At 73.2% G+C, this 13,096-nt stretch carries 13 protein-coding genes; 5 read left to right on the forward strand and 8 right to left on the reverse strand.

Going from position 1 to position 13,096, the window contains the following annotated elements:
- Positions 1-170: 170 nt before the first annotated feature.
- The 7 genes from ACFVXK_RS31600 to ACFVXK_RS31630 form a co-directional block, all read right to left on the reverse strand.
- Complete coding sequence (locus tag ACFVXK_RS31600; RefSeq protein ID WP_389618417.1) at positions 171-1,823, reverse strand: dipeptide ABC transporter ATP-binding protein; 1,653 nt, start codon at positions 1,821-1,823, stop codon at positions 171-173.
- Positions 1,820-2,812 (reverse strand): ABC transporter permease, encoded by a 993-nt coding sequence (locus tag ACFVXK_RS31605; protein WP_389618420.1) that lies wholly within the window; start codon positions 2,810-2,812, stop codon positions 1,820-1,822. Before ACFVXK_RS31605 ends, ACFVXK_RS31600 begins: the two co-directional genes overlap by 4 nt.
- Positions 2,809-3,792, reverse strand: coding sequence for an ABC transporter permease (locus ACFVXK_RS31610; protein ID WP_389618423.1), 984 nt, complete (start codon positions 3,790-3,792; stop codon positions 2,809-2,811). The genes ACFVXK_RS31605 and ACFVXK_RS31610 overlap by 4 nt, the downstream gene beginning before the upstream one ends.
- Positions 3,789-5,531 (reverse strand): ABC transporter substrate-binding protein, encoded by a 1,743-nt coding sequence (locus ACFVXK_RS31615; protein ID WP_389618426.1) that lies wholly within the window; start codon positions 5,529-5,531, stop codon positions 3,789-3,791. Before ACFVXK_RS31615 ends, ACFVXK_RS31610 begins: the two co-directional genes overlap by 4 nt.
- 188 nt (positions 5,532-5,719) lie before the next feature.
- Entirely contained in the window at positions 5,720-5,815 is a 96-nt protein-coding gene (locus tag ACFVXK_RS31620; RefSeq protein ID WP_312847459.1) for an Ms4533A family Cys-rich leader peptide, read from the reverse strand.
- A gap of 69 nt (positions 5,816-5,884) precedes the next feature.
- A complete protein-coding gene (locus ACFVXK_RS31625) occupies positions 5,885-7,426 on the reverse strand; it encodes a DUF3152 domain-containing protein (protein WP_389618429.1) in 1,542 nt (513 codons plus the stop codon).
- A gap of 4 nt (positions 7,427-7,430) precedes the next feature.
- A complete protein-coding gene (locus tag ACFVXK_RS31630; protein ID WP_389618432.1) occupies positions 7,431-8,426 on the reverse strand; it encodes an alpha/beta fold hydrolase in 996 nt (331 codons plus the stop codon).
- Between the two features lie 131 nt (positions 8,427-8,557).
- Between ACFVXK_RS31630 and ACFVXK_RS31635 the strand changes: the two genes are divergently transcribed.
- The 4 genes from ACFVXK_RS31635 to ACFVXK_RS31650 all read left to right on the forward strand — a co-directional run bounded on the left by ACFVXK_RS31635 (position 8,558) and on the right by ACFVXK_RS31650 (position 10,378).
- Positions 8,558-8,773, forward strand: a complete 216-nt coding sequence (locus ACFVXK_RS31635; RefSeq protein ID WP_389618435.1) for a hypothetical protein — start codon at positions 8,558-8,560, stop codon at positions 8,771-8,773.
- Positions 8,774-8,930: 157 nt separating this feature from the next.
- Complete coding sequence (locus ACFVXK_RS31640) at positions 8,931-9,581, forward strand: TetR family transcriptional regulator (RefSeq protein WP_389618438.1); 651 nt, start codon at positions 8,931-8,933, stop codon at positions 9,579-9,581.
- A 150-nt stretch (positions 9,582-9,731) separates the two neighbouring features.
- Complete coding sequence (locus ACFVXK_RS31645; RefSeq protein ID WP_365158416.1) at positions 9,732-9,959, forward strand: DUF3107 domain-containing protein; 228 nt, start codon at positions 9,732-9,734, stop codon at positions 9,957-9,959.
- 116 nt (positions 9,960-10,075) lie between these two features.
- Positions 10,076-10,378 (forward strand): hypothetical protein, encoded by a 303-nt coding sequence (locus tag ACFVXK_RS31650; RefSeq protein ID WP_389618441.1) that lies wholly within the window; start codon positions 10,076-10,078, stop codon positions 10,376-10,378.
- Positions 10,379-10,422: 44 nt separating this feature from the next.
- Here ACFVXK_RS31650 and ACFVXK_RS31655 read toward each other — a convergent pair whose 3' ends face one another.
- Positions 10,423-11,181, reverse strand: coding sequence for a ferritin-like fold-containing protein (locus ACFVXK_RS31655; protein ID WP_358894304.1), 759 nt, complete (start codon positions 11,179-11,181; stop codon positions 10,423-10,425).
- A 465-nt stretch (positions 11,182-11,646) separates the two neighbouring features.
- On the opposite strand from ACFVXK_RS31655, the gene ACFVXK_RS31660 reads away from it, so the two are divergent.
- A partial coding sequence (locus ACFVXK_RS31660; RefSeq protein ID WP_389618444.1) for a DEAD/DEAH box helicase occupies positions 11,647-13,096 on the forward strand: 1,450 nt, incomplete at its 3' end.

Consider the following 13,096-nt stretch of genomic DNA (forward strand, 5'->3'; position numbering starts at 1 on the left):
CCCCGCGTCCCCCGGCGCGGGGGGGGCCGGGTGGGCGGGCGCCCCCGCGCGTTATAAACCCCGCCTCCCCCCGGGGGGGGCCGCGGGGGGGGCCCCCCCCCCGCCACCGGAAGGGGTGAAGACTCGTAACTTTCCCGTACGGTTCGCGTTCGAGCGCGGTAGGAAAGGCGTTACGCGTACGCCTCCTGGCGGGCCGAGCGGCGTCGGGCGGCGAGCCGCGGATCCAGGACGGGCACGGCGCCCAGGAGCTGCCGGGTGTACGGGTGCGCGGGCCGTCCGTACACCTCGTCCACCGGCCCCTCCTCCACGATCCGGCCCGCGCGCATGACGGCGACCCGGTCGCTCACCTGCCGGACCACCGCCAGGTCGTGGGCGATGAAGACCAGGGCGATGCCCAGTTCCCGCTGGATCTCCGCCAGCAGGGCGGTGACCTGGGCCTGGGTGGTGACGTCCAGGGCGGAGACGGGTTCGTCGCAGACGATCAGCCGGGGCCGGGGGGCCAGGGCGCGGGCGATGCCGACGCGCTGGCGCTGGCCGCCGCTGAACTCGTGCGGGTAGCGGTCGTAGTGGCCGGGCTCCAGGCCGACCCGGGTGAGGAGCTCCTCGACGCGGGCCCGGACGGCGGACCCGTCGCGCTCCCCGGCCGCGCGCAGCGGGTCTGCGATGGACTCGCCGATGCTGCGGCGGGGGTTGAGGGAGGAGACGGGGTCCTGGAAGACCATCTGGGCGCGGGGGGCGATGCCGGTGGTGGCGGTTCCGGAGTGGCGGAGTTCCCCGGCGGTGGGGGGCAGGAGGCCGACGAGCATGCGGCCGAGGGTGCTCTTGCCGCTGCCGCTCTCGCCGACGATGCCGAGGGTTTCTCCCGGGTGCAGGGTGAGGGACACGTCGTCCACGGCCGTGACCTTGCGCCTGCCGCGGCCGAACTCCTTGCGGAGGCCTTCGGCTTCGACGGCGGGGGTGGTGGGGGCGCCGCCCTGCGGGGCCGGTCCCCTACCCGCCCTTCCTCCGTTCCCCGGGGCTGAGGACGCGTCCAGGCGCGGTACCGCCGCCAGCAGGGTCCGGGTGTACGGGGCCCGGGGAGCGGTCAGGACCTCCCCCGCCGGCCCCCGTTCCACCACCCGTCCCTCCCGCATGACCAGCAGGTCGTCCACGGTCTCCGCCGCCACGCCCACGTCGTGCGTGACGAGGAGCAGGGCGAGGCCGCGTTCCTCGCGGAGGCCGTGGAGGAGGTCGAGGATCTGGGCCTGGACGGTGACGTCGAGGGCGGTGGTCGGTTCGTCGGCTATGAGGAGGCGGGGTTCGCAGGCCAGGGCCATCGCGATGAGGGCGCGCTGGCGCATGCCGCCGCTGAACTCGTGCGGGCGGGCCCGGGAGCGGCGGGCGGCGTCGGGGATGCCGACCCGGTCGAGGACCTCGACGGCGCGGGCGCGCGCGGCCCGGCGGGTGGCGGGGGTGTGGACGCGGTGGACCTCGGCGATCTGGTCGCCGATGGCGTGGTAGGGGTCGAGGGAGCTCAGCGGGTCCTGGAAGACCATGGCGGCGGTGCCGCCCCGCAGGGCGCGCAGTTCGGCCGGGGTGGCGGTGGCGACGTCGGTGCCGCCGACCCGGACGGTGCCGGTCAGTCGGGCGCCCGTGCCGCGGTGGAGGCCGAGGAGGGCGGCGGCCACCGTGGACTTGCCGCTGCCGGACTCGCCGACGATGCCGAGGGCCCGTCCGGGCTCCAGGGTGAAGGAGACCCCGTCGACGGCCCGTACGTACGAGCCGCTCGCCCCGACGGGGAAGCCGACGGTCAGGTCGGTGACGTCCACCAGGTGGTCGGTCATGTCAGGGTCACCCTTCGGTCGGCGAGGGCGTACAGGAGGTCGGCGACGGCGCCGGCGAGTACCACGGCGGTGCCGATGGCGAGGACGACGCCGACGACCACGGGCAGGTCCACGACCCGGACCCCGTCGATGAGGGTCTTGCCGAGGCCGGGGATGCCGAAGAGGGACTCGGTGAGCACCGCGCCGCCGATCATCGTGCCGAAGTCGACGGCGCTGAGGGCGATCACCGGGGCGACGGCCCCGCGCACCGCGTGCCGGGTGACGATCCTGCGCTCCCCCACCCCGTAGGCGCGGAAGGTGCGGATGTGGTCCTCGGCGAGGGTCTCCAGGGTGGAGCTGCGGGTGAGCCGGGCGTACTTGGCGCTCTCGAAGACGCCGAGGGTGACCCAGGGCAGCAGCAGGTTCCACGCCCACTGCTCGGGGTCCTCGCCGAAGGGCACGTACGTCGGGAACGGCAGCCACTGGAGGTAGGCGCAGACGGCCATGAGCAGCAGCAGTCCGAGGATGAAGACGGGGGTGCCGGTGGCGGCGAGGGTCAGCACGGTGAGTACGCGTTCGGCGGGCCCGCCGCGGCGGAGCGCCGACAGCAGTCCGGTGCCGACGCCGACGACGAGCCAGATCACGAGGGAGCCCAGGGCGAGGGAGAAGGTGGCGGGCAGCCGGTCCAGGAGGAGTTCGGTGACCTGCCGGTCGTTCTGGTAGGAGAAGCCGAGGCAGGGGGCGTCGCAGTGCAGGACCAGTCCGGCGCCGCCGGAGTAGTCGCGGCCGGCCAGCACTCCCCGGAGGAAGTGCAGGTACTGGGTGACGACGGGGTCGTTCAGCCCGAGCTGCTCGCGGACCTGGGCGATCTGCTGCGGGTTGCAGCGTTCGCCGCAGGCCAGGCGGGCGGGGTCGCCGGGGGCGACGTAGAAGAGGGCGTAGACGAGGACGGACAGCGCGAGGAGGACGAGGAGGGCGCTGCCGAGGCGTTTGAGGGCGAACCCGGTCATGCGGCGTTCTCCTTTCCGGTGCCGACCCGCAGGCGCGAGCCCTCGCGCGGGTCGAGGGCGGTGCGTATGCCGTCGCCCAGGACGGTGAAGGCCAGCACGGTGAGGAACAGCAGCCCGGCGGGGAGCAGGACGTAGGCGGGGTCGGCCCGGAACCAGGTCTGGGCGCCGGAGAGCATCTGTCCCCAGGACGGGGTGGGCGGTTTGACGCCGACGCCGAGGAAGGAGAGGGAGGCCTCGATCACCATGTTGGTCGGGACCTTGAGGGCGGCCAGGGTGATGACGGGGGCCGCCAGCGAGGGCAGCAGCTCCCGGCGGGCGATCCGCAGCCGGCCGTTCCCGGCGAGCCGGGCGGCCTCCACGAAGTCCAGGCCGCGCAGGGACAGGGTCTGGGCGCGGACCAGGCGGGCGGTGCCGCCCCAGTCGAGGACGCCGATGACGAGGACCAGCAGCAGCGGGCGCGGGAAGCCGGGCGGGACGACGGCGGTCAGGGCGACGGCGAGGATCAGCAGGGGCAGGGCGATCATCACGTCGGTGGCCCCGCCGATGAGCCGTCCCAGCAGGGGGCTGCCGAGGGCCGCGGTGATCCCGGCGGCGACGCCGATGCACACCTGGACGACGGTGGCGCCGAGGGAGACGAGGAGGGAGACCTGCGCCCCGTACAGGAGGCGGGTGAACAGGTCGCGGCCGGTGCCGGGTTCGACGCCGAGCCAGTGGTCGGCGGAGATCCCGCCGAAGGAGCCGAGGGGGACGCCGCCGCGGGCCGAGTCCACGAGGTCGTCGTGGTAGGCGTTCGGGTCCTGGCCGGTGAGGTGGGCGAGCAGGGGTGCGGCGAGGGCGAGGAGGACGAGGAGGGCCAGGACGGCGGTGGCCGCGAGGGCGGACGGACGCCCGCGCAGCCACCGCCGGACCCGGCGGCCGGCGCCCGCGGCCGGGGTGGGGGCCCCGTTCGCGGATGCCGGCCGGTCGAGGGACGTGCTCACTTGACGGCGACCTGCGAGACGTCGAGGACACCGGTCCAGTCGCTGATGACGACGTTCTTGACGTCCTTGCCGACGAGCCGCTTGTAGACCGGGTGGAAGAGGGGGACGGCGAGGGCCTGCTCGCCGATCTTCTTGTCGAGGGCGCCCCAGCGCTTTCCTGCGGCGGCGAGGTCGGTGAGCTTGGCGATCTCGTCGATCTCGGCGTTCACGGCCGGGTCGTCGAGCTGGGCGTGGTTGTAGTTGGAGCCGTTGGTGACGATCTGGCGGCCGTCGTAGATCGGGGCGAGGAAGGGGCCGCCGGAGGGCCAGTCGGCGCCCCAGCGGGAGAGGAAGAAGCCGGGGGTGTTCTTGGCGTCCCAGCGGCGCTCGTTGAAGGCGTTGGCCTCCAGGCCTTCGAGCTTGACGGTGATGCCGGCGGCGGCGAAGGCCTGCTGTACGGCGGTGGCGATCTCGGGGCCGGTCTGGCGGTTCTGGGCGTTGGAGTGGGTGAGGGTGACGGTCAGGCCGTCGGGGAAGCCGGCTTCCTTCAGGAGTTCCTTGGCCTTGGCCGGGTTGCCCGTCTTGCCGGCCGGGAAGTGGTCGTAGGGCGTGTAGCCGAAGGCCTCGCGCTCGGGGAGGAAGGTGGTGGCCGGCTCGGCGAGGGCGGAGCCGCCGGCGGCGTTGACCACGCTGGTGCGGTTGATGGCGTACGAGATGGCCTGGCGGACCTTCGGGTTGTCGAAGGGGGCGACCTTGGGGTTGAAGGCCAGGTAGTTGACGTAGCCGAAGTGGCCGGTGCCGACGCGGGAGGCGAGTTCCTTGTTGTCGCCGATCTGGGCGAGTTCGGCGGGGCCGAGGTTGGTGTCGGTGGTGACGGCGGCGGCGTCGGGGCCGGAGCTGGTGGTCAGCCGCTGGTCGATGACGGCGGCGTCGAGGCCGGAGCGGACGTCGATCTTGTCCGGGTAGGCCTTGCGTTCCTCGTCGGTCTTCGGGTCCCAGTGCTCGTTGCGCTCCAGGAGGAGGGTCTCGCCGTCGCCGGTGTTCTTGGCGACCTTGTACGGGCCGGAGGAGACGGGGTGCTCCTCGTACTTGACGCCGGTGTCCTTGGCCTTGGGAACGGGGGCGAACTGGGTCTGGGTGGCGAGGAAGGGGAACTCGCCCTCGGGCTTGCGGAGTTTGAAGACGATGGTCTTCGCGTCGGGGACCACGATGGAGTCGAGGCCCTTCCCGCCGTCCTTGTAGGGGCCCTCGTAGGTCTCCCCGCCGACGAGCCAGTCGCGCAGGTAGGGGGCGCCGCCGGAGAGTTCGGCGGCGAAGGAGCGTTCGATGCCGTACTTGATGTCGGCGGTGGTGATCGGGCTGCCGTCCTCGTACTTGAGGCCGTCCTTGAGGGTGTACGTCCACTCGGTGGCGTCGGCGTTGGGCCTGCCGAGGTCGGTGGCGAGGTCGGGGACGACCTTCGCGCCGGCGGGACCGTCCTCGCGGTTGCGGGTGGTGAGGGTGCGGAAGACCAGCGAGGGGATGTTGCCGCCGCCGGAGGTGTAGAGGCGGGCGGGGTCGAAGTCGTTCTGCGGTTCGTTGTTGAGGACGGTCAGGGTGCCGCCCTTCTGCGGGGCGCCGGCGGCGCCGGGCTTGCCGGAGGACCCGCCGCCGGATCCGCCCGCCGCGTCCTTGGGGCCGCAGGCGGCGGCGCCCCCGGCCAGTACGAGGCTGACGGCGAGCGCGGCGACGCGGCGCGTGGTGTGGGACTGACGGGACATGACGGAAGGGACCTCTCGGCGTGAAGGGGTACGGAAGGGCCACGCGAGGGGCGACGACGGGTGATCACCGGCGACCGGCGGGAGCCGGGGGGCCGGGAAAAGGGGAAGCCGCGCCTGCGGGCAAGGGGAATGCCCGGGCGCGACGGAACCAGAGGAGGAAAAAGGGGGTCGCGGCGCTCAGGCTGGCGTCAGCGACAGAAGATGTCGGCCACGCTGTGCGCGGCCACACCGAGGAGCGCCAGCTCTATGGCGGCGCTCGCGGCGGAGGTGTGGCGGTGCGACATGCGGAGAACAATTACCGATCATCGGACGGCTGTCAACGCGCGTACCGGCCACTCCCCCGCCCGGCGTCCTCAATTCCCGGGATATACCCAGGGATTGGGAAGGCAGTGGATGTTGTCGATGTCGAGGGATTTCGTCTGCTGCTGCATGATCGGCGCGAGGGAGCCCGCCTTGGTGCAGCTCACGTGCCCGTGTCCGAGGCGGTGTCCGACCTCGTGGTTGATGAGCATCTGCCGGTAGGCGAACATCTGGTCGGCGCCGTAGGTCGGTGAGCCCTGCCCCCAACGGAACGCGTTGATCATCACGCGTTCGGTGCTGGCGGAGTCGCAGGAGACGTTGTCGATCGTGGTGTCCAGGTCGGACTTGGCGCACCAGGCACCGGTGGTGCCGGGGCTGGCCAGGGTGATGACGAAGTCGGCCTTGCCCTCGGGCACCCGCTCGAAGGTCATCTCCCCGTCGTGGGCCCAGCTGCGCGGGTCGTTGAGGGTGCGCTGGACGGCCTCCGCGAACAGCTGCGGGTCCATGCCGAGGCCCTGTTCCACGTCGACCCGGTAGCGCACGACCTTGCCCTTGCCGGGTGCCTTGGCGACGCCGGGGACGGTGTCGAAGGTGCCGGAACCGGTGAGCTTGGCGTCGATGGGCAGCTGCCGCGCCATCTGCTGTTCGTACGTCGCGGGCTGCGCGGGCGGCGGGGAGGCCGGGGTGGGGCGGCCGTCGGAGCGGGAGGCGGCCTTGTCGCCGCCGGCCCGCTGGGTGCCGTCGTCCCCGGCGGCGTGCGCACCGGAGGCGACCGGGTCGCCCTCGCCGGTGACCTGGCCGGCGACGACGACGGCGAGCGCGGCGGTGACGGCCAGGGCGGCGACCCCGGTGTAGATGCGCACCCGTGTGCCGCGGGCGCCGGAGGGGCGGTCCGCCCCGGGGGCGGCGGGCGTACGGGGGCCGGGGACGCGGCGGTGCGAGCCGGTGGAGGTGACGGCGTCGGCCGCGGGGGCCGGGGGCTCCTCGGTGATGCGGGGGAAGCCGGCCGCGGGGGTGGCGTCCCGGACCGCGGGCGCGTCCGGGGTCGCGGTGGCGGAGGCCGCGGCGCGGGGGGCGCCGCGCCAGTCGCCGTAGCGGGCGGTGGAGGCGTCGGCCCCCCAGGCGCCGCCCCGCTCGTGCTGCTCGGGGTGGCCGGCGGGGCGGGCCGGGGGCTGGGCGTAGCCCTGGTGGACGACGGTGGACTCGGCGGACCGGCGCCGTCCGCGCGGCTCCCCGTACCCGGGGGGCGCGTCCGGGGCGGGCCCGGAGGGCCGGGAGGGCTGCTGCGGCTGGTGCCCGCGGGGGCCGGACGGCTGCGGCGCGTGCCCCGGGGGGCGGGAGGGCTGCGGCTCGTACGGGCCGGCCGGGTACGGGTCGGCCGCGTGGGGCCGCGATTCGTACAGGTCGGCCGTGTGGGGCCCCACTCCGTACGGCTCGGCCGTGTGGGGCCGCGGTTCGTACGGCTCGGCCGTGTGGGGCCGCGCTTCGTACGGGTCGGCCGGGTACGGCTCGGGTTCGTACAGGCCGTCCGGGCCGGGCCCGTACGGCGACGGCGCGGGTGCGGCCGCGGGGGTCTTGCGACTATGTCGTCCCACGTCTTCAGCCCTTGCCGTCTTCGGTATCTCGGTCGGTGTCCCCGGCGGCGTTGTCGCGCAGCAGCTCCCGGAAGGCGGCAGCCACCACCTCGGGGTACTCCATCATCGCCACGTGCCCGGCCTCGGGCAGGCTCAGCAGCCGCGAACCCCGGAAGGCCGCGGCGGCCTTGCGCGCCATACGGTACGAGACCAGCTGGTCCCGGCCACCGTAGACCAGCAGGGTCGGCGCGAGCACGCGCTGCGCCTGGCGCCACAGCCCGTGTTGCCCGCCGAGGGTGTAGGCGTCGACGATCCCGCGCGAGGAACGGCTCATCGCCTCCCAGAAGTACGGCAGGGCCATGCGCCGTTCCATCTCCTCGACGGCGTGGGCGAAGCCTTCCGGTGTCACCCGTGAGGGGTCTCCGTAACAGAGGTCCGTCACCCCCCGGGTGCGCTGCTCGGCCGTCAGGTGCCGGGTGAGGCGCCCGAAGAGGGCGGGCACGCCGGGCAGGGCGAGGAGGGCGGTGGGCACGGCCGAGCCCTGCACGCGCAGCTCGGGCAGGGCGGGCGAGACCAGCGTCAGGGTGCGCACGAGGTCGGGGCGGACGGCGGCGACGCGGGTGGAGACGGCGCCGCCGAGGGAGTTGCCGAACAGGTGCACCGGGCCGCGTCCGGCGGCGTCGAGGTGACGGATGACGGCGCGGGCCAGGGCGGTGACCGAGTAGTCGCGGTCGGCGGGCGGCGGGGACCAGCCGAAGCCGGGCAGGTCGACGGCCTCGCCGTCGACGCAGTCGGCGAGCTGCTCCATGAGCGCGGACCAGTTCTGGGAGGAGCCGCCGAGTCCGTGCACGAACAGCGCGGGGGGCAGACCCTCCCGCCCCGGTGGCCGGAAACGTACGTTCATCTCCAGGCCCGGCAGCACGACGGTGCGCAGCCCCTCCCCTTCGGCCACCCGGACGGCTCCCACCTGGGAGGTCGACTCGGGGGTGGACCGTACGCCCGGCAGCTCGGTCGAAGACATGCGGCAATGTTACGAGACGATCACGCTCACCCCCCGGCGTTCCCTTGTGTTGGCGGTCACAAGACCGCCTGGCGGCGGGCTTCCGATCCTCCTAGGCTCGTAAGAGGACGAGCGAAGGCGAGGGGAGTGGAATGACTGTGGACCCTGGCGAACCGGACACCTTCCGGGGACGGTTCGCGGACCCGCTCGACACCGAGGCCCCGGAGGCGGACGCCGCCGAGCAGCTCACCGACATCCAGCCGCAGGAGGACGATCCGCTCACCGGCGGGGACCGGGGCGAGGCGCCGGAGGCGGATGCCGCCGAACAGGCACGGGTCGTGCCCCTGGACGAGGAGGACTACCGCTGACAGCATCTGCCAGGCGCTGACCAGCGTGTCAGGGGTGTGTCCGGGCCGTCCGTACCGCGAGAAAACCAGGCTTGAACCCACCAGATTCGGTTACCGAAAAGTACGATGGCGGCGCGGCGCAGAGCGCACTGTGTTCTTAGAGAAAGTGGGAGGCGGCGTGACAGCCATCGAGCAGACCGAGGCAGCGCGTCCGCGGGGTACGCGGCTGCCGCGCCGTGCCCGGCGCAACCAGTTGCTGGGCGCTGCCCAGGAGGTGTTCGTCGCGCAGGGTTACCACGCGGCGGCGATGGACGACATCGCGGAGCGGGCGGGCGTCAGCAAGCCGGTGCTGTACCAGCACTTCCCCGGCAAGCTCGACCTGTACCTGGCGCTGCTGGACCAGCACTGCGACAACCTGCTCCAGGCGGTGCGCGGGGCGCTGGAGTCCACGAGCGACAACAAGCTGCGCGTGGCGGCGACCATGGACGCCTACTTCGCGTACGTCGAGGACGAGGGTGGCGCGTTCCGGCTGGTGTTCGAGTCGGACCTGACGAACGAGCCGGCGGTGCGCGAGCGCGTCGACCGCGTGTCGCTCCAGTGCGCGGAGGCCATCTCCGACGTGATCGCCGAGGACACGGGGCTGTCGAAGGACGAGTCGATGCTGCTGGCCGTGGGCCTGGGCGGGGTCTCGCAGGTCGTGGCCCGGTACTGGCTGTCGAGCGAGAGCCCGGTCGCCCGGGACACGGCGGTGGGTCTGCTGACCTCGCTCGCCTGGCGCGGCATCGCCGGCTTCCCGCTGCACGGCACGGAGGCCGGACCGGAGGCCTGACCGGCCTGACCGGAGGCCTGACCGGCCTGACCGGCCGCTGTTCGCTGCGAGCGTGTCCGCCGCGAGCCGATCGTGTCCCCTCACCGGGCTAATGTGGAGCGCGTACGGCGCGGCTGATCGCGCGAACCGGACCGTCGGAGGGACAAAGCCGTGGAGGTCAAGATCGGCGTGCAGCACGCACCCCGGGAGATCGTGCTGGAGAGCGGCCTGAGCGCCGAGGAGCTGGAGAGCATCATCGCCGATGCGCTGACCGGCACCGCGCCGCTGCTGAGCCTGACCGACATCAAGGGTCGCAAGGTCCTGGTGCCGTCCGACCGTCTGGCGTACGTCGACCTCGGCGAGCCGGCGCAGCGCAAGGTCGGCTTCGGGGCGCTCTAGGCACTGGAGTACGAGTGGAACGGCCCGGCGGATGCATCCGCCGGGCCGTTTCCGTTTCTTCCGCTTCGGGTAGGACCGCAGTGACCCGGTTTGCCCTGACGTAGGGGAGTGACCAGATGATGCTGATGGAGGCCGTCGGCTCCGGTCTGCTGGGCCTCGCCCTTGCGGGCGTGGCCGCGCGGGTACTCGCCAAACGACTGCCCTCCACCAGAACGGTGCTGGTCAGCGGCGTGTCCGGGGCCCTGTTCGGGGCCTACCTGACGCACATGTCACTGGGGCCGGGGCACAACACCCTGCTCGCGACCCTGCTCGGCGGGCTCGGCGTGTCGGCCGTCGTGCTGTCCCTGCTGCTGCGTCCGGCGGCCGGGGGCGGCGGGGGTCCGCGCCGCCCTCCGTTTTCGCTTCCGTCGCGCAGCTGAGGGCCGTCGCCGGCCGTAGTCGGCGGCCGGTGTCCCGCGGAGCGCTACGCCGCGAGGCCGAGGGCGGCCATGCGCTTGGTGTGGGCCTTGGTGATCCGGGTGAACATCTCGCCGACGGCCGCCAGGTCGAAGCCGGCCGCCATCCCGTCCACGCCGCCGACCAGCATGGTGGACAGCGCGTCGCGCTCGGCGACCACGCGCTGGGCCTGCGAGAGGGCCTCGCCCATCAGGCGCCGGGCCCACAGGGCGAGCCGGCCGCCGACGCGCGGGTCCGCCTCGATGGCGGCGCGGACCTTCTCCACGGCGAAGCCGCCGTGGCCCGTGTCGTCGAGGACGCCGACGACCAGGGCGCGGGTGTCGGTGTCGAGGTGGGTGGCGACCTCGCGGTAGAAGTCGCTGGCGATCGAGTCGCCGACGTACGCCTTGACCAGGCCCTCCAGCCAGTCCGAGGGGGCGGTCTGGCGGTGGAAGTCGTCCACGCCCTTGGCGAAGGGCTCCATCGCGGCGGTCGGCTCGGCGTCGATCGCGGCGAGCCGGTCGCGCAGCCGCTCGAAGTGGTGGAACTCGGCGGAGGCCATCTTCGCCAGTTCGGCCTTGTCCCCCAGGGTGGGCGCGAGCTTCGCGTCCTCCGCCAGGCGCTCGAAGGCCGCGAGCTCCCCGTACGCCAGCGCGCCGAGGAGGTCCACGACGGCGGCCCGGTACTGCGGGGAGGCGGAGGCGGTCGCCCAGTCCTGGGCGGCGATGCCCTGCGCCCCGGCCTGGGCGTTGTCGTCGGCGGGAGATGCGTTTTCAACGGTCGACATGCTCCGCACAATAGCCCGCCGAAAGGCGGGACAAGTCACCACTCCTACGCGCTCTCGCTCCGTGTAAACCCGCCTACCTGGTGAATTCACCCGACACACCTGCGCGATTCCGGGGTACAGTGGTAATGCGCCTGCCGAATACTCGGCGGGCCATCCGAATGAGGATGCCCGGTCGGTGGCCCGATCGGCTCCACCCGACCGCCCTCGGCGCGGCGAGTATGCCCATGCGTACCGCCTCCACGAGGGGCCCCCTCAGCGGCAAGAGCGCCTGAGCGATGGCAGTGGTCCCGCGCAGCTTCGTACGACCCGCCCGAACCTGGGTGGGCGCAGTAACGCAAGCCCGGCACGGTAGGACCCCCCTCGCCGCCTCGCGCCGCGTCTCACAGAAGAGGCAGCACCCTGACTACGTTCCGAGAGCTCGGGATCTTCCCCGAGACCGCCGAGGCCCTGGAAGCCGTCGGCATCGTGTCCCCCTTCCCGATCCAGGAGATGACCCTCCCCGTCGCCCTCTCCGGCACGGACGTCATCGGCCAGGCGAAGACCGGAACCGGCAAGACGCTCGGTTTCGGCCTTCCGCTGCTGGAGCGGGTCGTCGTCCCCGCGGACGTCGAGGCCGGCCGGGCCACGCCCGAGCAGCTGACCGACGCCCCGCAGGCCCTCGTGGTGGTTCCGACCCGCGAGCTGTGCACCCAGGTCACCAACGACCTGCTGACCGCGGGCAAGGTCCGCAACGTCCGCGTCCTCGCCATATACGGCGGCCGCGCGTACGAGCCCCAGGTCGAGGCGCTCCAGAAGGGCGTCGACGTGATCGTCGGCACCCCGGGCCGCCTGCTGGACCTGGCCGGGCAGAAGAAGCTCGACCTGTCCCGCGTCAAGGCCCTCGTCCTGGACGAGGCCGACGAGATGCTCGACCTGGGCTTCCTGCCCGACGTCGAGAAGATCATGAACCTGCTGCCGGCCAAGCGCCAGACGATGCTGTTCTCGGCGACCATGCCGGGCGCCGTCATCGGCCTCGCCCGCCGCTACATGTCGCAGCCGACGCACATCCGCGCCGTCTCCGAGGACGGCGAGGGCGCGACCGTCGCCAACATCAAGCAGCACGTCTTCCGCGCGCACAACATGGACAAGCCGGAGCTCGTCTCCCGCATCCTCCAGGCCGACGGCCGCGGGCTCGCGATGATCTTCTGCCGTACCAAGCGCACGGCCGCCGACATCGCCGAGCAGCTGGAGCGGCGCGGCTTCGCCTCCGGCGCCGTCCACGGCGACCTGGGCCAGGGCGCCCGCGAGCAGGCGCTGCGCGCGTTCCGCAACGGCAAGGTCGACGTGCTGGTGTGCACCGACGTCGCCGCCCGCGGCATCGACGTCGAGGGCGTGACCCACGTCATCAACTACCAGACGCCGGAGGACGAGAAGACCTTCCTGCACCGCGTGGGCCGCACCGGCCGCGCGGGCAACAAGGGCACCGCCGTCACCCTGGTCGACTGGGACGACATCCCGCGCTGGCAGCTGATCAACAAGGCGCTGGAGCTGGACTTCCACGACCCGGTCGAGACCTACTCCACCTCCCCGCACCTGTACGAGGAGCTGGGCATCCCGGCCGGCACCAAGGGCATCCTGCCGCGCGCCGAGCGCACGCGGGCCGGCCTGAAGGCCGAGGAGCTCGAGGACCTGGGCGAGACCGGCGGGCGCGGTGGCCGTGGCGGCCGCGGCGCGGCCGCTCCGGCCGAGGAGCGTCCCGCCCGGACCCGTACGCCGCGCCAGCGCCGCCGCACCCGTGGCGGTTCGGAGCTGGGCGCCGAGGTCGAGGCCGCCGCAGTGGCGACCCCGGCCGCCGAGGCTCCCGCCGACGCCGAGGCGCGCCGCCCGCGCCGTCGCCGGACCCGGCTGACGGCTGCGGCCGACGCCGCGGTGAACG

The organism is Streptomyces sp. NPDC058157 (assembly GCF_042884105.1).
In the GTDB taxonomy this organism is placed as follows: Bacteria; Actinomycetota; Actinomycetes; order Streptomycetales; family Streptomycetaceae; genus Streptomyces.

What these genes read in the sequence shown, in the direction of transcription:
- ACFVXK_RS31600 (WP_389618417.1), bottom strand. Translation starts at nt 1,823, where the DNA reads ATGACCGACCACCTGGTGGACGTCACCGACCTGACCGTCGGCTTCCCC.
- ACFVXK_RS31605 (WP_389618420.1), bottom strand. Translation starts at nt 2,812, where the DNA reads ATGACCGGGTTCGCCCTCAAACGCCTCGGCAGCGCCCTCCTCGTCCTC.
- ACFVXK_RS31615 (WP_389618426.1), bottom strand. Translation starts at nt 5,531, where the DNA reads ATGTCCCGTCAGTCCCACACCACGCGCCGCGTCGCCGCGCTCGCCGTC.
- ACFVXK_RS31620 (WP_312847459.1), bottom strand. Translation starts at nt 5,815, where the DNA reads ATGTCGCACCGCCACACCTCCGCCGCGAGCGCCGCCATAGAGCTGGCG.
- ACFVXK_RS31630 (WP_389618432.1), bottom strand. Translation starts at nt 8,426, where the DNA reads ATGTCTTCGACCGAGCTGCCGGGCGTACGGTCCACCCCCGAGTCGACC.
- ACFVXK_RS31635 (WP_389618435.1), top strand. Translation starts at nt 8,558, where the DNA reads ATGACTGTGGACCCTGGCGAACCGGACACCTTCCGGGGACGGTTCGCG.
- ACFVXK_RS31650 (WP_389618441.1), top strand. Translation starts at nt 10,076, where the DNA reads ATGATGCTGATGGAGGCCGTCGGCTCCGGTCTGCTGGGCCTCGCCCTT.
- ACFVXK_RS31655 (WP_358894304.1), bottom strand. Translation starts at nt 11,181, where the DNA reads ATGTCGACCGTTGAAAACGCATCTCCCGCCGACGACAACGCCCAGGCC.